Raw genomic sequence first — 21,980 nt, 5'->3', positions numbered from 1 at the left:
CGCGACCCTGGTCGGCGTGGCGCGAATGGATCGCTTCGCTCCGCTCGCAAGGACGGTGGGGCTGCTGCATCCGGATCTGCTCTCAGTCTGCCGGATCGGGCTCGCCCCGCTCCAGGCGGTGGCCCTCGTGCCGCTCGGTCTCCAGGGCCTTGCGGCGCTGCTGGAGGGTCCTGGCCTTCTTCGGCTGCCCGAAGGCGATGCGGTTGGCCTCGGCCTTCGTGTCGGCCTCGGCGCGGGCCTTCGCCTTGCGGACCTGACGCAGGTTGATGATCTCGGCCATGGATCGCCTCCCGGCAATGGCGGCCGGCGCAGGACACCCGCGCCGGCCAAATACCCAAGAAACTAGTCGGCGCTGGGGGCCAGCATGGTCTCCGGCCGGACCACGCGCTCGAACTCCGCCTCGGTCACGTAGCCGAGGCGCAGGGCCTCCTCCTTGAGGGTCGTGCCGTTCTTGTGCGCGGTCTTGGCAATCTCGGCGGCCTTGTCGTAGCCGATCGAGGGGGCGAGCGCGGTGACCAGCATGAGCGACCGGCTCATCAGGTCGGCGATCTTGTCCTCGTTGGCCTTGATGCCGACGACGCAATTGTCGGTGAAGCTCACCGCCGCGTCGGCGAGCAGGCGGATCGACTGCAGCACCGCGTTGGCGATCACCGGCTTGAACACGTTGAGCTCGAAATTGCCCTGGGAGCCGGCGAAGCTCACCGTGGTGCCGTTGCCGATCACCTGGGCGCAGACCATCGTCAGGGCCTCGCACTGGGTCGGGTTGACCTTGCCGGGCATGATCGAGGAGCCGGGCTCGTTCTCGGGGAGCGACAGCTCGCCGAGGCCGGAGCGCGGGCCCGAGCCGAGGAAGCGGATGTCCTGGGCGATCTTGAACAGGCCGGCGGCGAGCGCCGAGAGGGCGCCCTGCGTGAACACCAGGGCGTCGTGGGTCGCGAGCGCCTCGAACTTGTTCTCGGCCGACGTGAAGGGCAGGCCGGTCAGCTCGGCGACCTTGGCGGCGAAGCGCTCGGCGAATTCCGGATGGGCGTTGAGGCCGGTGCCGACCGCCGTGCCGCCCTGCGCGAGCGCCAGCACACCCGGCAGGGTCGCGGCGACCCGCGAGCCGCCGAGGGCGACCTGCGCGACGTAGCCGGAGAATTCCTGGCCGAGCGAGACCGGGGTCGCGTCCTGCAGGTGGGTGCGCCCGATCTTGACGATCGCGTCGAAGGCCTTGGCCTTGGCGTCGAGGGCGGCGTGGAGGTGGGAGAGCGCCGGCAGCAGGCGGCCCTGGATCTCGCGGGCCACCGCGATGTGCATGGCCGTGGGGAAGGTGTCGTTGGAGGACTGGCCGCGGTTGCAATGGTCGTTCGGGTGGACCGGCGACTTGCCGCCGCGCTGGCCGCCCAGGCGCTCGTTGGCGAGGCTGGCAATCACCTCGTTGGCGTTCATGTTCGACTGGGTGCCCGAGCCGGTCTGGTAGATGACGAGCGGAAACTCGTCGTCGTAGCGGCCCTCCACGACCTCGGCGGCCGAGGCCGCGATGGCGTCGGCGAGCTTCGGGTCGAGGGCGCCGAGATCCTTGTTCACCAGGGCGGCGGCCTGCTTCACCACCCCGAGGGCGTGGACGAGCGGCGCCGGCATCCGGTCGGTGCCGATCTTGAAGTTCTGGATCGAGCGCTGCGTCTGTGCGCCCCAGTAGCGGTGGGCCGGGACCTCGATCGGACCGAAGGTGTCGGACTCGGTGCGGGTGGCGGTCTCGGTGGGCGACATCGTGGCCTCTACGTCTGGTGCAGTGCGGTGCCTACTTAAATGAGGCGCGGGTGAATCGCGATGCCGGTTTTCCCGGCGCGCCGACAAGGGCGGGGCTCTGTTCCCGCCGGACAAGGAGCCGATGAGCGCCACGATCGATCTCTCCGAACCGATGGCCGGCACCCGGTTCCGCCCCGTCGTGCCGCCGCCGCTGAAGGAGCCGCTCGGCTTGTTCGAGTTCCTGCGGGCGGCGCGCAAGAACCCGATCACCACCTGGATGGACGCGCATTTCAAGCTGCCGGTCGTGGCGGCCGAGGGCGCGATGGGCCGGATCACCCTGGTGAGCGACCCGGCGCTGATCCGCTACCTGCTCATCGAGAACCCCGACGGTTACCGCAAGGACGACCTCCAGCGCCGCGTGCTGGCCCCGGGGCTCGGCAACGGCCTGCTCAGCGCCGAGGGCGACGAGTGGCGGCTCCAGCGCCGGACGCTGGCGCCGATCTTCAACGCCCGCACGGTCCAGGGCTTCTCCGACGCGATGAACGCCGCCGGGGCGCGGCTCGGCCGCCGCCTCGTCCGCCGCGACGGCAAGCGGGTCGACGTCGCCCTGGAGATGACCCGCGTCACCCTCGACGTGCTGGAGCGGACGATCTTCACGCAAGGTTTGCCGAGCGATCCCGACGCGCTGGGCCGCGCGATCACGCGCTTCCTCGAGGCCGTCGGGCCGATCGACCCCCTCGACGTGTTCGGCGTGCCCGACTTCGTGCCGCGGATCGGCCGGTTGCGGGCGCGCCCGGCGGGGCGCTTCTTCGCCGAGGTGGTCGACGAACTGATCGCCCGGCGCAAGGCGCTGATGGCGGGGGGCGAGGCGCCCCGGGACCTGCTGACCCTGCTGCTCGCCGCGCAGGATCCCGAGACCGGCAACGGGCTCTCGGACCTCGCCGTGAAGGCCAACATCGTCACCTTCATCGCCGCCGGCCACGAGACCACGGCCAATTCCCTGACCTGGGCGCTCTACTGCCTGTCGCAGGATCCCGCCGCGCAGGCGCGGGTCGAGGCCGAGGTCGACGCAGCCGGGCCGGGGGATTTCGCCGTCGAGCGCCTGCCCTTCACCCGGGCGGTGATCGAGGAGGCGATGCGGCTGTTCCCGCCGGTGCCGTTCCTCAGCCGGCAGGCGGTCCGCGACGACCGCCTCGGCCGGATCAAGGTGCCGCGGGGCTCGCTGGTGATGGTGGCGCCCTGGGTGCTCCACCGCCACCAGCTGCTCTGGGACGACCCGGAGGCCTTCGTGCCGGAGCGGTTCCTGCCCGAGAACCGGGACGCGATCCCGCGCTTCGCCTACCTGCCGTTCGGGGCGGGGCCGCGGGTCTGCATCGGCCAGAGCTTCTCGATCCAGGAGGCGGTGATCGTGCTGGCCCACGTGGTCCGGGCGGTGCGCTTCCGGCTGCCGGCGGATCACCCGCCGGTCACGCCGCTCCACCGGGTGACGCTCCGGCCGGAGCACGGCTTGCGCATGGAGGCCGAGCGGCGAGCGTGAGCGGGTTGACGGGTTCCCCGTGCGTTCTCACATTGCCGGAACGGGTCAGCAGAGTCGCGCTGGCTGAGATCGGGCACGAACCGCGATGGTCGACACCGTTGCTCCCGCGACGCTGGATTACGCCGAGCAGGTCGCCCGCGTCCTGCGGTCCAATGCGGAGACGGAAAAGTTCGTGGCCGAGCAGCGGAAGCTGATCGACGAGCAGACCAAGCTTCAGGCCGAGGCGGCGAAGCTGCACGCCGAGACGCTCAAGCTCGGTCGAGACCGTGTCCTGGCCCCGCTCTCCATCGGTTTCGCCGGCATGGCAGCAGCGGCCGCATTCTTCGGCGCGGGCGCCGCGTTCGTCAAACTTCTGAGCCCCTGATCGTCGATCTGGGGCAGGACCGGCGCCGGCGCGGTCCGAAATGCCTGCCGCGACTGTGTGAAGCTCCCTGGGCGATCGTCTGGGCAACGTTCTGTCGTGGCCGGCTACGGAGCACGCCCCCGAGCTTCGACTTGAGCGCGTTCCCATCGCCTCGCCTCACTGCGCCTGAGCCTGACGGATCTCGCAGCTGAAGGTCGTGACCGAGTCGGCCAGGGGCGATCTCAGCTCTTCTTGCGGAAGGCGTCCAGGCTCACGACCTCGGCGCTGCCCTCCTCGCCCTCCTTCTTGGCGGCGGGGCGGGGGGCCTTGTCGTCGGTCTTGCCGGCGTCCTTCTCGCCCGGGGCGGCGGGCGCGGGCAGCCCCTTCGGCGCGCCCGCGCCGATCGTCGCGAGACCGGCGCTCTTGGGCCGCACCTCGCCGGGTTCCGAGCCGGCGCCGCGGGGACCGGGCTTGGCCGGGGCGGCGTTGGCCTCCTCGGGGGTCTCGCCGGCCTCGCTGAGGTCGAACTTCAGGCCGAACTGCACGGAGGGGTCGAAGAAGCCCGACAGGGCGTCGAACGGCACCAGCAGGCGCTCCGGCACACCCGAGAAGGACAGGCCGACCTCGAAGGCGTGCTCGGTGACGTTGAGGTCCCAGAACTGGTGCTGCAGGACGATCGTCATGTCCTGCGGGTACTTCTCGCGCAGGGCCTGCGACATCCGCACGCCGGGGGCCTCCGTCCGGAACGAGACGTAGAAATGGTGCTCGCCCATCAGCCCCTCGCGGGCCGCGTCGGTCAGGACCTTGCGCACCACGCCGCGCAGGGCGTCCTGTACCAGGAGGTCGTAGCGGATCAGGTCGTCTGCCATCTGCGGTCGCGCTCTCGCCCGGTCTGCCCGGCGCCCCGCCGCGGATGGCCGGACCGAGGACTGAAGTGGAGGCTTCTGGTGCCAGGCGCCTCCGAACCCCGCCTATGCGGAGCTACCCGCTAGGACTTCAGGTCGATATTGGGGACCGCTTACGCGGCCACCGCCACCGGAGCAAAGTTGTCGTTGGCAACTATTGCAAAGGCCCGATAACGGCGGAACCATGCCGAGCGAAAGCTCAACCTTTACGCCCTCGTCGATCCTATTTCGCCCCCGCCGAAGCCCCGGTTCCGATCACGCCCCTTGCGGCAGCATGTCCTGGGCTCGGGTGGAGGCGCCGGGTACCGCCCCCGGGTCCGATAGGTTTATTGCGAAGAACGTTTATCGCCATAGCCGGCCTCGCGACCGGCTCCCGAGATATAGAGGGGATCGGTCCGGTTTTGAAGCCCGATCGTGTCGCGCCGCCGCCTCATTTGGAGCCTCCGGGGGAGGCTGTTGCCGGAAGTGCGCAGTCGCGCGCCGCCGTCCCCGGTGCGCGGGGCCCGCTCGAGCGCGCCTGGGGCGCGACGTGGCGGCTCGGCGCCCTGGTCGCCCTCGTGGTCGTCTATCTCGGCGCGGCGAGCCTCCTGTCCCTCGCCACGGTGCGCGTCGGCTTCGACCTCTGGAGCGGGATCGACCCGTTCCTGCCCCCCGAGCGGCGCCCGTTCCTGGGCGCGGTGGAACTCGCCCACCGGGCCTTCGCGATCGACGCCCTGCGCCAAGTCTACCTCGCCGCCCTGGTGCTCGGCGGCGCGTGGTGGCACGACCGGACCGGTTGGCGCCGCCGCCTCGCCCTCGACCGCGAGCGGCCGAACGGCATGCGGCCGGTCGCGCTGCTGGGCCTCCTGCTGGTCTGGCCGGTGCTGCACATCGCCTGGGTCACCGGCACGGCGGAGCTGTTCGGCGCGAGCTTCGGCCAGCACGTGCGGCTGTCGCCGTTCATGAGCCAGGCGGCGGTCGCGGCCTGGCTCGCCTATCTGGCGATCCTGGCGCCGGTGGCCGAGGAGCTGCTGCTGCGCGGCGAGGCCTTCGCCCGCGCCCGGGCGGCCGTCGGACCCGCGGGGGCGATCCTGGTCACCGCGCTCATCTTCGCCGCCGCCCACATCTCGTCCTGGGGGCTCGCCCGGCCGGTCTCGCTGCTGCCCCTCGCCCTGGCGCTGGGCTGGCTGCGCTGGCGCACCGGCCGGCTCTGGCCCGGCATCGCCCTGCACGGCTGGTCGAACCTCGCCCTGGTGACCTACCTGCTCTGGCCGGTCTGAGGGCCGGTCTGAGGGCCGGTCTGGCCGACAGGGCGCCGCGCGCAGGCCTGCGCCGGAGCGGCTCCCGCGTGACGGCGGTGGACATATGGCGCCGGCGCGCTTGCCGGCCGGCGCGCCGGCGCGCAGGAATGGGCGATGGACGCTTATCACGACCTGCTCCGGCGGATCCTCGACGCGGGCGTCGCCAAGGACGACCGCACCGGCACCGGCACGCTCTCGGTGTTCGGCCACCAGATGCGCTTCGACCTCTCGGCGGGCTTCCCGCTGGTCACCACGAAGCGGCTGCACCTGCGCTCGATCATCCACGAGCTGCTCTGGTTCCTGGCGGGCGACACCAACGTGGCGGCGCTGAAGGCGAACGGCGTGACGATCTGGGACGAGTGGGCGGACGAGCACGGCGATCTCGGCCCGGTCTACGGCAAGCAGTGGCGCTCCTGGGAGAAGCCCGGCGGCGGCACGGTCGACCAGATCGCCTGGGTGCTCGACGAGATCCGGCGCAACCCCGATTCCCGCCGCCTGATCGTGTCGGCCTGGAACCCGGCCGACCTCGACCGGATGGCCCTCGCCCCCTGCCACTGCCTGTTCCAGTTCTACGTCAGCGAGGGGCGGCTCTCCTGCCAGCTCTACCAGCGCTCGGCGGACGCCTTCCTCGGCGTGCCGTTCAACATCGCGAGCTACGCCCTCCTGACCCACATGATCGCCCAGGTGGCCGGCCTCGGGGTCGGCGACTTCGTCCACACCTTCGGCGACGCGCACCTCTACAGGAACCACCTGGAGCAGACCCGCACCCTCCTGGCCCGGGAGCCGCGCCCGCTGCCGCACCTGCGGCTCAACCCGGAGGTGCGCGACCTCTTCGCCTTCCGGTTCGAGGACATCGCCATCGAGAATTACGACCCGCATCCCGCCATCGCGGCCCCGGTGGCGGTATGAGCCCGATCGTTTCCCTGGTCGCCGCCGTCGCCCGCAACGGCGTGATCGGCCGCGACAACGGGCTCGCCTGGCATCTCTCCAGCGATCTCAAGCGCTTCAAGGCCCTGACCATGGGCAAGCCGATGCTGATGGGCCGGCGCACCTGGGATTCGATCGGCCGGCCCCTGCCGGGGCGCCGCACCCTGGTGCTGACCCGGGACACGGGCTTCCGCGCCGAGGGGGTCGAGACCCTCCACGACTGGGACTCCGCGCTGGCCGCCGCCGGGGCGGAGCTGATGGTGGTCGGCGGCGCCGAGATCTACGCGCTCGCGCTCCCGCACGCCGACCGGCTCCACCTCACCGAGGTCGAGGCCGAGCCCGCCGGCGACGTGCGATTCCCCGCCTTCGACCGCGCCCGCTTCCGGGAGACGTTCCGCGAGGCGCACCCGGCGGGCCCGCGGGACGAGCACGCCTTCGCCTTCGTCGACTGGGAGCGCGCACGCTGAGGCGCGCCGCCGCATTTGCGTTCCGCGCCGCGCATGCCCACCTGCCAGCCTTGACAGCACGGGGCGTGCGCCCGCAGGTGCCTGTCGGGTGCGCGCGCTCACGCCGGGCCTGCACATCCTGCGGGAAGATGCGCGTGCGGGCCCTCGAGGCCTCCAGCCGGGAGCGGTCGCGGTGCGATCGGTCCGGATGGTCGGGACTAGGCGGGCGAGCGTGGCCGTTCAGGCAGGGGGCGCCGGTCGGGACGTGGGCCGGGCGCGGACAGGCAGGAGACGACGGCTAGGATGCCTTGGAGCAATCAGAGCGGCGGCGGGGGGCCCTGGGGCCGGCCCGGCGGTAACGGCGGTGGTCCCTGGGGTGGCGGCAGCGGCGGCGGCGGTGGCAAGACGCCGCCGAACCTCGAGGACCTGCTCCGGCGCGGGCAGGACCGCCTGCGCGGTCTGATCCCGGGCGGCGGTGGCGGTTCGGGCGGCGGTTACGGCGGCGGCGGCTCGACCGGCGTCGGCGGCGGCCGCAGCGCGGCGGTGATCGCCGTCCTGGCCGTCGCCATCTGGCTCGCGACCGGCTTCTACACCGTCTACCCCCGTCAGGTCGGCATCGAGACCATCTTCGGCCGCTACGTCGGCACCAAGGGCGAGGGCCTGCGCTACAACTTCCCCTATCCGATTGGCGGGGTGGTGAAGCCGGATGTCGGCTCCCAGAACTCGATCCAGATCGGCTTCCGCGCCGGCCCGAACGGGCAGGGCCGCAACCGCGACGTGCCGGACGAGAGCCTGATGCTCACCGGCGACGAGAACATCGTTGATCTCGACTTCGAGGTGCAGTGGCGGGTCAACCCGCTGAAGGCCTCCGACTTCGTGTTCAACCTCCAGAATCCGGAGGGCACCATCAAGGCGATCTCCGAGAGCGCGATGCGCGAGGTGATCGGCCGCCGCAACATCCAGGCGATCCTCACCAACGAGCAGTCGAGCATTGCCCAGGAGGTGAAGGAGATGGTCCAGAAGGCGCTCGACGAGTACGGCGCCGGCGTGCGCATCGAGGTGGTGCAGCTCGTCTCGGTCAACCCGCCGCCGGAAGTGCGCCCCGCCTTCATCGACGTGAACGCGGCCCAGCAGGACGCCGACACGGCGCAGAACGAGGCCAAGACCTACGCCAGCCGCGAGGTGCCGCAGGCCCGCGGTAAGGCGTCCCAGATCGTCCAGCAGGCCGAGGCCTACCGGACGAAGGCGACCGCCGACGCCACCGGCCAGGCCGCGCGCTTCAGCGAGGTCTACGCCTCCTACAAGGCCGCCCCGGCGATCAGCCGCGAGCGGATCTTCCTGGAGACGATGGAGAAGGTCCTGGGCTCCGTGAACAAGGTGATCATCGACCAGAACGGGACGCAGTCCGGCGGTGCCACCGCGGCCGGCGTGCTGCCGGTGCTGCCGCTCTCCGAGTTCGGCGCCCGCGCCCAGACCCAGACGGGAGCTGCCCGATGAAACAGGCTCTCCGCACCGGCCTGATCGTGGTCGCGGCCATCGTCGCGATCGGCCTCTACGCCTCGATCTTCACCGTCGGCCAGATGCAGCAGGCGCTCGTCCTGCAGTTCGGCCGCGTCCGGGCCGTCCTCAACGCCACCGGCGAGGACAAGCCCGGCCTGTACTTCAAGATCCCGTTCATGGAGAACGTGGTCGTCTTCGACAAGCGCGTGCTCGACCTCGACCTGCCAGTCCAGACGGTGCTCACCGCCGACCGGCAGAACCTGGAGGTGGACGCCTTCGCCCGCTACCGGATCGTCGATCCGCTGCGCTTCTACCAGGCGGTGGGCAATATCGGGCTGGCCAACCAGCGGCTCGCGAGCTTCACCAATTCCGGCCTGCGCAACGTGCTCGCCCGCTCGACCCGCGACGCGATCGTGAAGACCGATCGCGGGCAGCTGATGCACCAGATCCAGGAGGACGTGAACCGGCAGGCCAAGGCGCTCGGCATCGAGATCGTCGACCTGCGCATGACCCGCGTCGACCTGCCCGCGCAGAACTCGGCCGCCGTCTACCGGCGGATGAAGACCGAGCGCGAGCGCGAGGCAGCCGACATCCGCGCCAACGGTGACCAGATCGCCGCCACGATCCGCGCCAAGGCCGACCGCGAGGTCACGGTCATCCTGGCCGAGGCGACGCAGAAATCCGAGCAGCTGCGTGGGCAGGGTGACGCGGACAAGAACCGCATCCTCGCGGACGCGTTCGGGAAGGACGCGGATTTCTTCAGCTTCTACCGCTCGATGCAGGCCTACGAGAGCGGGCTGAAGGGATCCGATACCCGCCTGGTGATCAGCCCGAACACGGACTTCTTCCGCTTCTTCAGCGATCCGCAGGGCCGGGCACCCGCCCCGGCCGCCCGCGGGCCGCGCGGGCCGGCCGATCCGAGCGCCACCACGGGCTCGACGACCGGCTCCACGGCGGGGACGGCGCGCTGAGGGGGCCCGTTGGCGCCCCGGCGCCCGGGGATTACCGTGCAGGACAACCCGCGGGCGATCGGCCATCGGTCGAGGCCCGCGGGACCGGAAACGCGTTCTTGAAGAGGTCGACCATGCACCCCGTCGCGAGCGCCCCCGAGGCGCCGTTCGACCGCGCCCCGGCGCGGCCCCGCTCCCGCGCCCGCGCGGTGATGGCCTCGATCCTGATCGGCGCCTCGGTCACCGTCTCCGTGGCCGCGGCCGCCCTGCCGGTGCCGGCCTTCGCCAAGGGGCCGGCCTCCCTCGCCGATCTCGCCGAGCAGGTCACCGACGCGGTGGTGAACATCTCCGCGTCCACCACCGTCGAGGCCCGCGCCGGCCGTGCCGGGCCGCAGGTGCCCCCGGGCACCCCGTTCGAGGACCTGTTCGAGGAGTTCTTCAACAGGCGCGGTGGCCGCGGCGGTGGTGGCGGCGGTGACGGCGACGGGCCGCGTCAGCAGCGCAAGTCGAACTCCCTCGGCTCCGGCTTCATCATCGATTCCGCCGGCCTCGTGGTGACGAACAACCACGTCATCGGCGACGCCAACGACATCCAGGTCATCCTGCACGACGGCACGAAGCTGAAGGCCGAGATCGTCGGCAAGGATTCGAAGATCGACCTCGCCGTCCTGCGGGTGAAGCCCCCGGCCGACCGCACGCTGAAGGCTGTGCCGTTCGGCGATTCCGACAAGATGCGGCCGGGCGACTGGGTCATCGCCATCGGCAACCCGTTCGGGCTCGGCGGCTCGGTCTCGGCCGGCATCGTCTCGGCGCGGGGCCGGAACATCGAGTCCGGACCCTACGACAACTACATCCAGACCGACGCGGCCATCAACAAGGGCAATTCCGGCGGCCCGCTGTTCAACATGGACGGCGAGGTGATCGGCATCAACACGGCGATCCTGTCGCCGACCGGCGGCTCGGTGGGCATCGGCTTCGCGGTCCCGTCGGGCACGGCCAAGCCCGTGATCGACCAGCTCCGCGACTTCGGCGAGGTCCGCCGCGGCTGGCTCGGCGTGCGCATCCAGAACGTCGACGACACCACCGCCGAGGCGCTCAACCTCAAGGGCGGCGCGCGGGGCGCCCTGGTGGCCGGCGTCGACGAGAAGGGACCGGCCAAGACCGCCGGGATCGAGGTCGGCGACGTGATCCTGAAGTTCAACGGCGCGCCGGTGAAGGCCTCGGGCGACCTGCCGCGCATCGTCGCCTCGACCCCGGTCGGCCAGAAGGTCGACGTGGTCGTCATGCGCAAGGGCGAGGAGGTGACGAAGCCCGTCACCCTCGGCCGCCTGGAGGACGGCGACAAGCCGCAGCTCGCCAACCTGCGCCAGCCGGAGCCCGAGAGCGCGACCCGGCAGGCGCTGGGCCTCAACCTCTCCGGCATGACCGACGAGCTGCGCAAGAAGTACTCCATCAAGGACACCGTGAAGGGCGTGGTCGTCACCCGGGTCGACCCGAACTCGACCGCCGCCGACAAGCGGATCCAGCCCGGCGAGGTGATCGTCGAGGTCGGCCAGGAGTCGGTCAGCACCCCCGCGGAGGTGACCAAGCGGATCGACGCCCTCAAGAAGGACGGGCGCAAGTCGGTCCTGCTGCTGGTGGCGGGCGCCACCGGCGACGTGCGCTTCGTGGCCGTCGGCCTCGACTGAGCAGTCTCATCGCGTTTCCGAGGGCCGTCGCTCCCCGGGGAGCGACGGCCCTCGCGCGTTCAGGGCGCCCCACATTGACGCTGCGCCGCGGCACGGCACACTGGGGCCGCGAGTCGGTGCGGCTCGGGCGGGTTCGGACCCATGACGGCCGTAGCGTTCGACACCCTGAAATTCGCCCGCGCCCTGCGGGAGAAGGCGAAGCTGTCGCCCGAGCAGGCGGAAGGCCTGGCCGACGCGCTGGTGGACGTCTTCGACGGGAATCTTGCAACCAAAGCCGACATTCGCGACGTGCAGGCCGAACTGCAGATCGTCCGCGGCGATATCGAAGCCCTCAAGATACAGACCCGCGGCGACATCGAGGCACTGCGACTCACGACCCAGGCGGATATCGAGGGGCTTCGCATCTCGACCAAGGCGGATTCTGACAGTCTTCGTCAGTCGACCAAGTCGGATATCGAAGCCCTCCGCCTATCCACAAAAGCCGACATCGACAGTCTGCGCCTCGAGACCAAGGCCGACATCGAGGCCGTGAAGGGCGCGATCGCCTCCGCGAAGGTCGAGACGGTGCGCTGGCTCGTCGGCGCGATCGGCTTTCAGACGCTCGCCGTGCTCGGCGCGGTCATCGCCCTGACCCGCACCCTCCACTGAGCCTCACCCCACGAACTCCGCCGCCGCGTAGCCCTGCAGGTACAGGAGCGCGGTGAGGTCGCCGTGCTCGACCCGGACCCGCGCCGCGGCCGCGACCGCGGGCTTCGCCCGGAACGCCACCCCGAGGCCGGCCTCGCCCAGCATGTCGAGGTCGTTGGCGCCGTCGCCGACCGCGAGGGTCTCGGCGGCGCCGAGGCCGAGCTGCCCGCGCAGCGCGATCAGCGTCGCGCGCTTCTCGGCCTTCCCGACGATCGGGTCCTCCACCAGGCCGGTGAGCCGCCCGTCCGCCACGCCCAGCACGTTGGACCGGTGCTCGTCGAAGCCGATCATCGCGGCGATCGGGCCGGTGAACAGCGTGAAGCCCCCGGAGACCAGGCAGGTCTGGGCGCCGTGCGCCCGCATCGTCCGCACCAGCGTGCCGCCGCCCGGGGTCAGGGTCAGGTGCTCGGCGATCAGCCCGTCGACCGCGCCGACCGGGATGTCCTTCAGGAGCGCGACGCGCTCGCGCAGGGCCGGCTCGAAGGCGATCTCGCCCCGCATCGCCCGCTCGGTGATCGCCGCCACGTGGTCCTTGAGGCCGAGCGTCCCGGCGAGCTCGTCGATGCATTCCTGCTCGATCATGGTGGAATCCATGTCGGCCAGGAACAGGCGCTTGCGCCTGTGCGCGTCGGCGGGCAGCACCGCGAGGTCGATCGGCTCGCCGGACAGCGCCGCCCGCAGCCGCTCCGTGAGGGACGCCGCGGCCGCGGGCTCGCCCGGCACCAGCAGCTCGGCCGCCACCTCGCCGTGCAGGATCCGGGGCTGGTGCTCCGTCCGCAGCACGGCGCGCGTCTCGGCCAGCACCGCGTCGGTGATGGACGGCCGATCCGGGTTTGCTATCAGGACCGCGACCAGCATCGTGGAGTTTCGCCTTGCCGCCAGACCGGGGGGAAGCCGGGGGGCGCCCGGCCGCGGTCCTCATCGCAGGGCCCACCGCGTCGGGCAAGTCGGCGCTGGCCGCCCGGCTGGCGGAGCGTCACGGCGGCGTGGTGATCAACACCGATTCCATGCAGGTCTACGCGGACCTGCGCCGCCTGACCGCGCGGCCCGACCCGGACGAGGAGGCGCGGGTCCCTCACCGGCTCTACGGCCACGTCGACGGCGCCGTGAACTACTCCGCGGGGCACTTCTCGCGGGACGCGGCAGCGCTGCTGGCGACGCTCGGCGGGCGCCTGCCGGTCTTCGTCGGCGGCACCGGCCTGTATTTCCGGGCGCTGGAGCAGGGGTTTTCGGAACTGCCGCCGGTGCCCGACGTCGTGCGGCGGCAGGTGCGGGACGCGGCCGAGGGCCGCCCGACCGAGGCGCTGCACGCCGACCTCGGCCGGTACGATCCCGAGGGGGCCGCCCGCCTGCGGCCGAGCGACCGGATGCGGGTGATGCGCGCCCTGGAGATTTTTCTCGCGACGGGTCGGCCGATCTCCAGCTTCTACGGCGACCCGGTGCCCGGGCCGCTCGCCGGCCGGAACCTCCGGAGAATCTTCCTGGCACCCGACCGGGCGGTGCTGCGCGCCCGGATCGACGCCCGCTTCCGGACCATGATCGCCGAGGGGGCGCTGGACGAGGTCGCCCGCCTGCGTGCGCGCGATCTCGACCCGATGCTGCCGGTGATGCGCGCCCACGGGGTGCCGGGCCTGATCGCCCACCTCGACGGGGCGATGAGCCTCGAAGCGGCGATCGTCCGGGGGCAGGCGGACACGCGCGCCTACGCCAAGCGCCAGGTCACGTGGTTCCGCCACCAGATGGGGGAGGCGTGGCGCTGGGTGGATCCGGAATCCGCGGGGGTCGAGGAACTGTTCTGAGGCGAGCGTCCGACCCGCCGGGGGAGACCGGCGCGCGGCGCCGCGATCCAGGCGGCCCCCTCTCGCGCGTGAGAGGGAGCCTGTCGCGTCTTGCCCGGTCCTCGGCTCCGGGCGAAGGCCGGAGGCGTCAGCGCTCCAGCCGCGCCACGAGGCTCGACGTGTCCCAGCGGTTGCCGCCCATCGCCTGCACCTCGGCGTAGAACTGGTCGACGAGGGCCGAGACCGGCAGCTTGGCGCCGTTGCGGCGGGCCTCGTCCAGCAGGATGCCCAGGTCCTTGCGCATCCAGTCGACCGCGAAGCCGAAGTCGAACTTGCCCTGGTTCATGGTCTTGCCGCGGTTCTCCATCTGCCAGGAGCCGGCGGCGCCCTTGGAGATCACGTCGAGCACCGCCTCGACGTCGAGGCCGGCGCGCTTGGCGAAGTGGACGCCCTCCGACAGGCCCTGGACGAGGCCGGCGATGCAGATCTGGTTGACCATCTTGGTGAGCTGGCCGGCGCCGGCCGGGCCCATCAGCCGGCAGGCGCGGGCGAAGGACCCGATCGCGCCCTCGACCTTGGCGTAGGTCGCCGCGTCGCCGCCGCACATCACGGTGAGCACGCCGTTCTCGGCGCCCGCCTGGCCGCCGGAGACCGGCGCGTCGATGAAGCCGAGCCCCTTGGCCTCGGCCGCCGCGGCGAGTTCCCGCGCGACCTCGGCGGAGGCCGTGGTGTGATCGACGAACACCGCGCCGGGCTTCATGCCGGCGAGCGCCCCGTCGTCGCCCAGCACGACGCTGCGCAGGTCGTCGTCGTTGCCCACGCAGGCGAACACGATCTCGGCGCCCTCGGCGGCCTGCCGGGGCGTGGGCGCGTGGGCGCCGCCGTAGGTCTTCACCCAGGCCTCGGCCTTCGGGGTGGTGCGGTTGTAGACGGTGACGTCGTGGCCACCCTTCTTGGCGAGGTGTCCGGCCATCGGGCCGCCCATCACGCCGAGACCCAGGAATGCGACCTTCGCCATTGTCGTGCGCTCCTCGCAGGCCCGACCGCGCCGGCGCCCTTCCATCTCCGACGGCGGGCGGCGACGGAGCTCGGCAGCCGGGCCGTGAAGGGGGTCGGGGCCGTGCCGGGGGACCCGATGTGACAGATTGGGCGTCGTGCCGCCGCCGACGCTGCATCACAGCTCGGATCGCTTGCGTCAACGCCGGACCAATAGGATAACCCGCCCGTGTAGCCCGGGACCACGAAGTCCCAGCCGGAGCCCCCCGCGCGTGGCCCCGCGCGCGAGGCGTTCGGTCAGGGAGTGGGACATGGGTTCGGCGATCGGCAGGCACGGGCCCTGGGCCCTCGTGGGGGCGCTCGGCGCCGCGGCGCTGGCGATCGTGGCGAGCCAGCGCGGCGAGACGATCAACGCCCTCTGGATCGTGGTCGCGGCGGTCTGCGTCTACCTCATCGCCTACCGCTACTATTCCCAGTTCATCGCCGACAAGGTGATGCGGCTCGACCCGAAGCGCGCGACCCCCGCGGTGCGCCACAACGACGGGCTCGACTACGTGCCCACCAACCGCGGCGTGCTGTTCGGCCACCACTTCGCGGCGATCGCGGGCGCGGGCCCGCTGGTCGGCCCGGTGCTCGCCGCCCAGATGGGCTACCTGCCCGGCATGCTGTGGATCCTGGCCGGCGTGGTCCTCGCGGGCGCCGTGCAGGACTTCATGGTCCTGTTCGTGTCGATGCGCCGGGACGGCCGCTCGCTCGGCGAGCTGATCCGGGCCGAGCTCGGCACCGTGCCGGGCATCATCGCCCTGTTCGGCACCTTCCTGATCATGGTGATCCTGCTCGCCGTGCTGGCGCTGATCGTCGTCAAGGCGCTGGCCGAGAGCCCCTGGGGCACCTTCACGGTGATGTCGACGATCCCGATCGCCATGCTGATGGGCGTCTATTCGCGCTACATCCGCCCGGGCAAGATCGGCGAGGTCTCGATCCTCGGCTTCGTCCTGCTGATGCTCGCCATCGTCGCCGGCGGCTCGGTGGCGGCGAGCCCGGTCTGGGGGCCGGCCTTCACCTTCACGGGCCCGCAGCTCTGCTGGATGCTGATCGGCTACGGCTTCGTGGCGTCGATCCTGCCGGTCTGGCTGCTGCTGGCCCCACGCGACTACCTGTCGACCTTCCTCAAGATCGGCACCATCGTGGGCCTCGCGCTGGGCATCGCCTTCGTCGCCCCGCACATGCAGATGCCGGCGGTCACCAAGTTCGTGGACGGCACCGGCCCGGTCTGGGCGGGCAGCCTGTTCCCGTTCCTGTTCATCACCATCGCCTGCGGCGCGGTCTCGGGCTTCCACGCCCTGATCTCGTCGGGCACCACCCCGAAGCTGATCGCCAGCGAGTCCGACGCCCGCTTCATCGGCTACGGCGGCATGCTGATGGAATCCTTCGTGGCGATCATGGCGCTGGTCTCGGCCTGCGTGATCGACCCGGGCGTCTACTTCACCATGAACTCGCCCGCGGCCCTCATCGGCACGACGCCCGAGACCGCCGCCGCCGCGGTGACCAAGCTCGGCTTCGCCACGACGCCGGAGGTCATCACCCAGACCGCCGCCGACGTCGGCGAGCACACGATCATCTCGCGGGCCGGCGGCGCGCCGACCCTCGCGGTCGGCATGGCCCACATCATCTCATCGGCCATCGGCGGCAAGGCGATGATGGCCTTCTGGTACCACTTCGCGATCCTGTTCGAGGCGCTGTTCATCCTCACGGCCGTGGACGCGGGCACCCGCGCCTGCCGGTTCATGGTGCAGGATCTCGTCGCCTTGGCGATCCCGTCATTCAAGAACACCACGTCGTGGGGGCCGAGCATCGCGGCGACCGCCATCTCGGTGGGGGCCTGGGGCTACTTCCTCTACCAGGGCGTGACCGACCCGCTGGGCGGCATCAACACCCTGTGGCCGCTCTTCGGCATCTCGAACCAGATGCTGGCCGCGGTGGCGCTGACGCTCTGCACGGTGGTGATCTTCAAGATGAAGCGCGAGCGCTACGCGTTCGTGACCATCATCCCGACCGCGTGGCTGTGCATCTGCACCCTCACGGCCGGCTGGCAGAAGATCTTCTCGGCCGACCCGAAGATCGGCTTCCTGGCCCACGCCGAGCGCTACGCGGCCGCCGCCGCGGAGGGCAAGGTCCTGGCGCCTGCCAAGAACGCCGACCAGATGAGCCAGATCATCCTCAACGACCGGATCGACGCGGTGCTGGCGGCCCTGTTCATCGGCCTCGTCGTCGCCATCGCGGGCTTCGGCATCGCCGCCTGCGTGAAGGCGTGGCGCGCGGACCGCTGGACCGCGCTGGAGACCGAGCCGCACATGGTCGCGGCGGAATAGGAGGTCCCATGCTGCCGTCGTCGAACCTGCGGGACCGGATCCGGACGCTGTCCAAGTGCGTCTGCGACGGCGCCCGCCTGATGGTCGGGCAGGGGGACTACGCGGCCTATGCCGAGCATGTCCGCCGCACCCATCCCGACCAGGCGCCGATGAGCGAGGTGGAGTTCTTCCGCAACCGGGAGAACGCCCGCTTCGGGGTCGGCAACACCGCGGGCTTCCGCTGCTGCTGACAGGCGGCCGGTGAGCTTTGTCGTCCTTGCGAGCGGAGCGAAGCAATCCAGGCAGCGCTGCGTCTTCCAACGTGGCGTTGCCCTGGGTCGCTTCGCTGCGCGCGCGATGACGGCGGCGTGTCCTCGCCGCGGACCGGGCCCCGCTCGCTGCGCGGACCCGATCGGGCCCGGCCGGCGTTCTCCACGCCGGAGGGCCGCCCGGCCCTTGCCAGATGCGGAAGGCCGATGACCGACCAGAGCGTGCAGGACCCGATCGAGCCCCGGGCCGTCAACATCGCCCATGCCTGGGAGCGGGCCTACTGGGCGCGCCGGTTCATGGTCCCGGTGGAGCAGGTCGAGGCCGCCGTGGCGGCGGTCGGCGACGATCCGGCCCGCGTGGCCGCCCATCTCGGGCGGGACTGGCCGGGCCACGAGCCCGCCACCTGATACCGCCGCGCCAGGACTAGTCCTCCGCGATCTCGGGCTTAAGCTCGGCCGCATCTTGACTCCGCCGCCACAATATCCGCCATCTCAGGCCCGACGGGAGGTCGGCATGAGCATTTTCCAGGACGCCATCCTTCGGTTCGGCCGCACGATCATGTCGTACGCGGGCGACGCGGTCTTCCTGCAGGCCGCGGTCTCGTCCGCCGCCAACGTCATCGTGGCCGATGGCGACGTGGGCGAGGAGGAGATCGAGTCGGCGATCACCGGCATCCGCGCCAACCCGATCCTCGAGAAATCCTACGACACGCTGCGCGTCGAGCAGGAGCTCTACGAGGCGATCACCCGGGCCAAGACCCGGGCCGGGCGGCTGGAGAACCTGCGCCATGTCGGCGCCATCGCGGATCGGCCGATCGAGCAGCGCCAGGACGTGTTCCTGATCGGCGCGGACGTGGCCGATATCGACGGCATCAGCGAGGTCGAGCACAAGGCGCTCGACGAGATCGCCGGGGCGCTGCAGGTCGACAAGTCCGCCCTGCTGCGCTGATCCGGCCGGCCCGTCGCCCGGCAGACCCCGGGACGGCGCGCCGGGACCGCTCTCCCCGTCCGGCACCCGCATCCCGAGGTGACGCGGCCCGGCCCGCCGTGCCGGGTCTTCGCGGACGCCGGCGCGGGCGCGATGCGGGCCGCGACGCGGCCGCCACCCCGAACCCTGCGGCGACGCGGCCCGTCCCTTGCCTGACCGGACGTGATAGCGAAACAGTCCGGGTTTAGCCGGTGAGCCGGTATACAACGCGGAGTTGCCGGCCCGGGGCCGGACGGCGGAGACCGCATGGGCCTCGTCCTCTACGCGCTCAAGTTCCGGATCACGACCTACGTGCTCGCGGTCCTGATGATGCTCGGCGGCGTCGGGGCGATCGTCGTCGCGCCGAAGGACGTGCTGCCGGTCGTCGACATCCCGGTCGTCGTGGTGGTCTGGACCTATACCGGCCTCTCGGCGCCGGAGATGGAACAGCGCATCACGACCTACGCCGAGTACGGCATCTCCAACAACGTCAACAACATCCGCCGCATGGAGTCGACGACGCTCCAGGGCACGGCGGTGCAGCGGATCTACTTCGAGCCCACCGTCAGCCTCAATCTCGCCATTGCCCAGGTGGTGTCCTCGACCAACTCGATCCGTGCCGTGATGCCCCCCGGCACGCAGCCGCCGGTGATCGTGCGCTACTCCGCCTCCTCGGTGCCGGTGATCCAGCTCGCCCTGACCTCGGCCAAGGAGAGCCTCAACCAGGTCTACGACTACGCCCAGTACCGGATCCGCCAGACCCTGGCGCAGGTCCCGGGCTCGACCCTGCCGTCGCCCTTCGGCGGCGCGCCCCGGCAGATCATGGTCGACCTCGACCTCAACGCCCTCCAGGCGCTCGGCCTGACGCCGCTCGACGTCACCAACGCCATGACGGCCCAGAACCTGACCGTGCCGTCCGGCCTCGCCAAGATCGGCGAGCAGCAGTACCCGGTCCAGCTCAACGGCACCCCGCCGTCGATCGAGACCCTGAACCTCGCGCCGATCAAGGTGGTGGCCGGCCAGCCCGTGCTGGTGCGCGACGTCGCCTATGTCCGCGACGGCGGCCCGCCGCAGGTCAACGTGGTCAGCGCCGACGGCCAGCAGGCCGTGCTGATGCAGATCATCAAGAACGGCAACGCCTCGACCCTGAGCGTGGTCAACAACGTCAAGGCGGCGATGCCGACGATCCGCGCCGCCGCGCCCGAGGGGCTGGCGATCAAGCCGCTCTTCGACCAGTCGGTCTACGTCTCGAACGCCATCGAGGGGGTGCTCCACGAGGCGCTGACCGCGGCGGCCCTGACGGGCCTCGCCATCCTGCTGTTCCTCGGCTCCTGGCGCTCGACGATCATCGTGCTGATCTCGATCCCGCTCTGCGTCATGACCTCGCTCGCCGTGCTGGCGGCGCTCGGCGAGACCATCAACGTGATGACGCTGGGCGGCCTGGCGCTCGCGGTCGGCATCCTGGTGGACGACGCCACGGTGGCGATCGAGAACACCTACCGGCTGTTCGAGGAGGGCGAGGAGTTCCGCGAGAGCGTGGTCCACGGCGCCGCCGGCATCGCCAAGCCGGCGCTGATCTCGACGCTCGCGATCTGCGCGGCCTTCACGGCCGTGTTCGCGCTCACCGACACGCCGAAATACCTGTTCACCCCGCAGGCGCTCGCGGTCGTGTTCGCGATGCTGACCTCCTACCTGCTGTCGCGGACCCTGGTGCCCCTCCTGATCGACGTGATCGTGGCGCCGGAATACCGCCAGAAGCACGCCAAGGACCGGGACGCGCACCGGGACGCGCACCCGGCGCAGCACGCGGCGCCCCGGCGGGGCCGGATCGCCCGGGCCGTCGGCCTCGTGGGCGCCCCCGCGCTGCGGCTCGCCGGCCGGATCCACGGCGCGTTCGAGCGCGGCTTCGCGCGGTTCCACCGGGGCTATGTCGGGCTGCTCCACGCGGTGCTGCGCCACCGCGTCGTCACCCTGGGCGCCGTCGGCGGCGTGCTCGGCATGACCGGCGTGCTGTTCGTCTTCGTCGGCCAGGACTACTTCCCGCAGATCGAGGCGAGCCAGATGACCATGCATCTGCGCACCCGCGTCGGCATGCGCATCGAGACCGCCCGGCAGGTCTTCGCCGAGGTCGAGGACACGGTCCGCGAGGTGATCCCGGCGGGTGAGGTCGACCAGATCCTCCAGAACATCGGCCTGCCGTCGAACAACTACAACTTCGCGTTCTCGGACGGCTCGTTCGTCTCCTACAATGACGGGCAGATGCTGATCAGCCTGAAGGAGGGGCACGGCCCGGTGGCGGGCTACATGAAGCGCCTGCGCGAGGTGCTCATGAAGCGCTTCCCCGACGTGGTCGTCTACTTCCAGCCCGCCGACATGATCACCCAGATCCTGAACTTCGGCGTCCTCACGCCGATCGACGTGCAGGTCTCCGGTCGGCACAAGGAGAAGGACCTGGAGGTCGCCCAGCGCATCGTGCAGCGGCTGAAGCACACGAAGGGCCTCGTCGACGTCCACCTGCAGCAGATCGTCAACGAGCCGCAATTCTACGTCGACGTCGACCGGCGCCTCGCCTCCGAACTCGGCCTGACCGAGCAGCAGGTGGCGCAGAACATGAACATCTCGCTGTCCGGCAGCTACCAGGTCACGCCGAACTTCTGGCCGGACCCAAAGACCGGCATTCCCTACCAGCTTTGGGTGCAGACGCCCGAGTACCGCAACAGCTCGCTCACCGACCTGCGCAACACGCCGATGTTCGTGCGCGCCGCCGCGACCTCCGGCTCCGGCCCCGGGGTGCTGACCCTGCTGTCGAGCCTCGCGGACATCCGCCGGACGCCGACGCAGACCATGATCAGCCACGTCAACATCCAGCCGACCTTCGACATCTTCGCCTCGGTGCAGGACCGGGACCTCGGCTCGGTCGCGCGCGAGATCGACAGGATCGTCGAGGACGAGCAGAAGAACCTCGAGGCGCCGGACAAGATCGTCGTCCGCGGCCAGATCGAGAACATGCGCTCGGCCTTCTTCCGCCTGGAGATCGGCCTCGGCATCGCGCTGATCGCCGTCTACCTGCTGATGGCGGTGAACTACCAGAGCTGGGGCGACCCGTTCGTGGTGATCGCCGCCCTGCCGATGGCCTTCTGCGGCATCACCTTCGCGCTGTTCGTGACCGGCACGCCGTTCTCGATCCCCTCGATTTTCGGGGCGATCATGTCGGTGGGCATCGCCTCGGCGAACTCGATCCTGCTCGTCACCTTCGCCAAGGAGCACCGGGAGGAGACCGGGTGCAGCGCCCTGGAGGCGGCGATCACGGCGGGCGAGACCCGGCTGCGGCCGGTGCTGATGACCGCCTCGGCGATGTTCCTGGGGCTCATCCCGATGGCGCTCGGGACCGGCGAGGGCGGCGAGCAGAACGCCGCGCTCGCCCGCGCGGTCATGGGCGGCATCGCCTTCGCGACGCCCGCGACCCTGCTGCTGGTGCCGTTCCTCTACGTGCTGATGCGCGGCGGCCCGGCGCGGCCGGTGCAGGATTACCTGGAGCCGGAGGGCCGCCCGGCGGCGGCGTGAGGGACGGCGGCGCGTCGCGCGCCGCGGCCGGTGTCGCTGGCCCGATCCGGATGCCTGACCG

General features: G+C 71.1%; 20 protein-coding genes and 1 other RNA gene. 15 read left to right on the top strand and 6 right to left on the bottom strand.

Annotation, left to right across the window (positions count from 1 at the left end):
* Positions 1-82: 82 nt before the first annotated feature.
* Positions 83-280 carry a DUF4169 family protein gene (locus ACLBYG_RS15295; protein ID WP_042672647.1) on the bottom strand — a complete coding sequence of 66 codons (198 nt, stop codon included), beginning with the start codon at positions 278-280 and terminating at the stop codon, positions 83-85.
* A gap of 62 nt (positions 281-342) precedes the next feature.
* Positions 343-1,752, bottom strand: coding sequence for a class II fumarate hydratase (fumC, locus tag ACLBYG_RS15290; protein ID WP_020091298.1), 1,410 nt, complete (start codon positions 1,750-1,752; stop codon positions 343-345).
* A 121-nt stretch (positions 1,753-1,873) separates the two neighbouring features.
* Here fumC and ACLBYG_RS15285 point away from each other — a divergent pair, with 121 nt between their 5' ends.
* Both ACLBYG_RS15285 and ACLBYG_RS15280 read left to right on the top strand, forming a co-directional pair.
* Positions 1,874-3,268 (top strand): cytochrome P450, encoded by a 1,395-nt coding sequence (locus ACLBYG_RS15285; protein WP_331297771.1) that lies wholly within the window; start codon positions 1,874-1,876, stop codon positions 3,266-3,268.
* An 85-nt stretch (positions 3,269-3,353) separates the two neighbouring features.
* Positions 3,354-3,632, top strand: coding sequence for a hypothetical protein (locus tag ACLBYG_RS15280; protein WP_091927877.1), 279 nt, complete (start codon positions 3,354-3,356; stop codon positions 3,630-3,632).
* Positions 3,633-3,853: 221 nt separating this feature from the next.
* Here the strand turns inward: ACLBYG_RS15280 and ACLBYG_RS15275 are convergent, their stop codons facing one another.
* Together ACLBYG_RS15275 and ssrA are read right to left on the bottom strand one after the other, a co-directional pair.
* The gene (locus ACLBYG_RS15275; protein WP_020091294.1) at positions 3,854-4,480 is read right to left on the bottom strand and encodes an SspB family protein; all 627 of its coding nucleotides are present in this window, start codon (positions 4,478-4,480) and stop codon (positions 3,854-3,856) included.
* A gap of 64 nt (positions 4,481-4,544) precedes the next feature.
* Positions 4,545-4,926: a transfer-messenger RNA gene (gene ssrA, locus ACLBYG_RS15270) on the bottom strand.
* Here ssrA and ACLBYG_RS15265 point away from each other — a divergent pair.
* From ACLBYG_RS15265 to ACLBYG_RS15235, 7 genes are all read left to right on the top strand, one after another.
* Positions 4,918-5,775, top strand: coding sequence for a CPBP family intramembrane glutamic endopeptidase (locus tag ACLBYG_RS15265; RefSeq protein ID WP_447681999.1), 858 nt, complete (start codon positions 4,918-4,920; stop codon positions 5,773-5,775). The genes ssrA and ACLBYG_RS15265 overlap by 9 nt on opposite strands.
* A 135-nt stretch (positions 5,776-5,910) precedes the next feature.
* Positions 5,911-6,705: a thymidylate synthase gene (locus tag ACLBYG_RS15260; RefSeq protein ID WP_447681998.1), complete on the top strand. Its 795-nt coding sequence runs from the start codon at positions 5,911-5,913 to the stop codon at positions 6,703-6,705.
* Positions 6,702-7,190 carry a dihydrofolate reductase gene (locus tag ACLBYG_RS15255; RefSeq protein ID WP_447681997.1) on the top strand — a complete coding sequence of 163 codons (489 nt, stop codon included), beginning with the start codon at positions 6,702-6,704 and terminating at the stop codon, positions 7,188-7,190. The genes ACLBYG_RS15260 and ACLBYG_RS15255 overlap by 4 nt, the downstream gene beginning before the upstream one ends.
* A gap of 282 nt (positions 7,191-7,472) precedes the next feature.
* Positions 7,473-8,666, top strand: a complete 1,194-nt coding sequence (hflK, locus tag ACLBYG_RS15250; protein WP_042672660.1) for an FtsH protease activity modulator HflK — start codon at positions 7,473-7,475, stop codon at positions 8,664-8,666.
* Positions 8,663-9,640, top strand: a complete 978-nt coding sequence (gene hflC, locus ACLBYG_RS15245) for a protease modulator HflC (protein WP_020091289.1) — start codon at positions 8,663-8,665, stop codon at positions 9,638-9,640. Before hflK ends, hflC begins: the two co-directional genes overlap by 4 nt.
* Before the next feature lie 113 nt (positions 9,641-9,753).
* On the top strand, positions 9,754-11,307 hold the full coding sequence (locus ACLBYG_RS15240) for a DegQ family serine endoprotease (protein WP_091676451.1): 1,554 nt from the start codon (positions 9,754-9,756) through the stop codon (positions 11,305-11,307).
* A 141-nt stretch (positions 11,308-11,448) separates the two neighbouring features.
* Entirely contained in the window at positions 11,449-11,955 is a 507-nt protein-coding gene (locus tag ACLBYG_RS15235; protein ID WP_091675581.1) for a coiled-coil domain-containing protein, read from the top strand.
* Positions 11,956-11,958: 3 nt separating this feature from the next.
* Here the strand turns inward: ACLBYG_RS15235 and serB are convergent, their stop codons facing one another.
* A complete protein-coding gene (gene serB, locus ACLBYG_RS15230; RefSeq protein ID WP_447681996.1) occupies positions 11,959-12,852 on the bottom strand; it encodes a phosphoserine phosphatase SerB in 894 nt (297 codons plus the stop codon).
* A 14-nt stretch (positions 12,853-12,866) separates the two neighbouring features.
* On the opposite strand from serB, the gene miaA reads away from it, so the two are divergent.
* Positions 12,867-13,793, top strand: coding sequence for a tRNA (adenosine(37)-N6)-dimethylallyltransferase MiaA (gene miaA / locus ACLBYG_RS15225; protein ID WP_447681995.1), 927 nt, complete (start codon positions 12,867-12,869; stop codon positions 13,791-13,793).
* Positions 13,794-13,920: 127 nt separating this feature from the next.
* Here miaA and ACLBYG_RS15220 read toward each other — a convergent pair whose 3' ends face one another.
* Positions 13,921-14,790 carry an NAD(P)-dependent oxidoreductase gene (locus ACLBYG_RS15220; RefSeq protein ID WP_447681994.1) on the bottom strand — a complete coding sequence of 290 codons (870 nt, stop codon included), beginning with the start codon at positions 14,788-14,790 and terminating at the stop codon, positions 13,921-13,923.
* Between the two features lie 289 nt (positions 14,791-15,079).
* Between ACLBYG_RS15220 and ACLBYG_RS15215 the strand changes: the two genes are divergently transcribed.
* From ACLBYG_RS15215 to ACLBYG_RS15195, 5 genes are all read left to right on the top strand, one after another.
* Positions 15,080-17,140, top strand: a complete 2,061-nt coding sequence (locus ACLBYG_RS15215; protein ID WP_447681993.1) for a carbon starvation CstA family protein — start codon at positions 15,080-15,082, stop codon at positions 17,138-17,140.
* Positions 17,141-17,148: 8 nt separating this feature from the next.
* Entirely contained in the window at positions 17,149-17,370 is a 222-nt protein-coding gene (locus ACLBYG_RS15210; RefSeq protein WP_020091282.1) for a YbdD/YjiX family protein, read from the top strand.
* Between the two features lie 225 nt (positions 17,371-17,595).
* Complete coding sequence (locus ACLBYG_RS15205; protein WP_020091281.1) at positions 17,596-17,796, top strand: DUF3606 domain-containing protein; 201 nt, start codon at positions 17,596-17,598, stop codon at positions 17,794-17,796.
* A 106-nt stretch (positions 17,797-17,902) separates the two neighbouring features.
* Complete coding sequence (locus ACLBYG_RS15200; protein ID WP_020091280.1) at positions 17,903-18,337, top strand: tellurite resistance TerB family protein; 435 nt, start codon at positions 17,903-17,905, stop codon at positions 18,335-18,337.
* A gap of 285 nt (positions 18,338-18,622) precedes the next feature.
* Positions 18,623-21,919, top strand: a complete 3,297-nt coding sequence (locus ACLBYG_RS15195) for an efflux RND transporter permease subunit (protein WP_447681992.1) — start codon at positions 18,623-18,625, stop codon at positions 21,917-21,919.
* Positions 21,920-21,980: the final 61 nt, after the last annotated feature.

The organism is Methylobacterium sp. D53M (assembly GCF_053345625.1).
The sequence above is the reverse complement of the archived record's forward strand: the minus strand, read 5'-3'. Positions and strand labels throughout refer to the sequence as shown.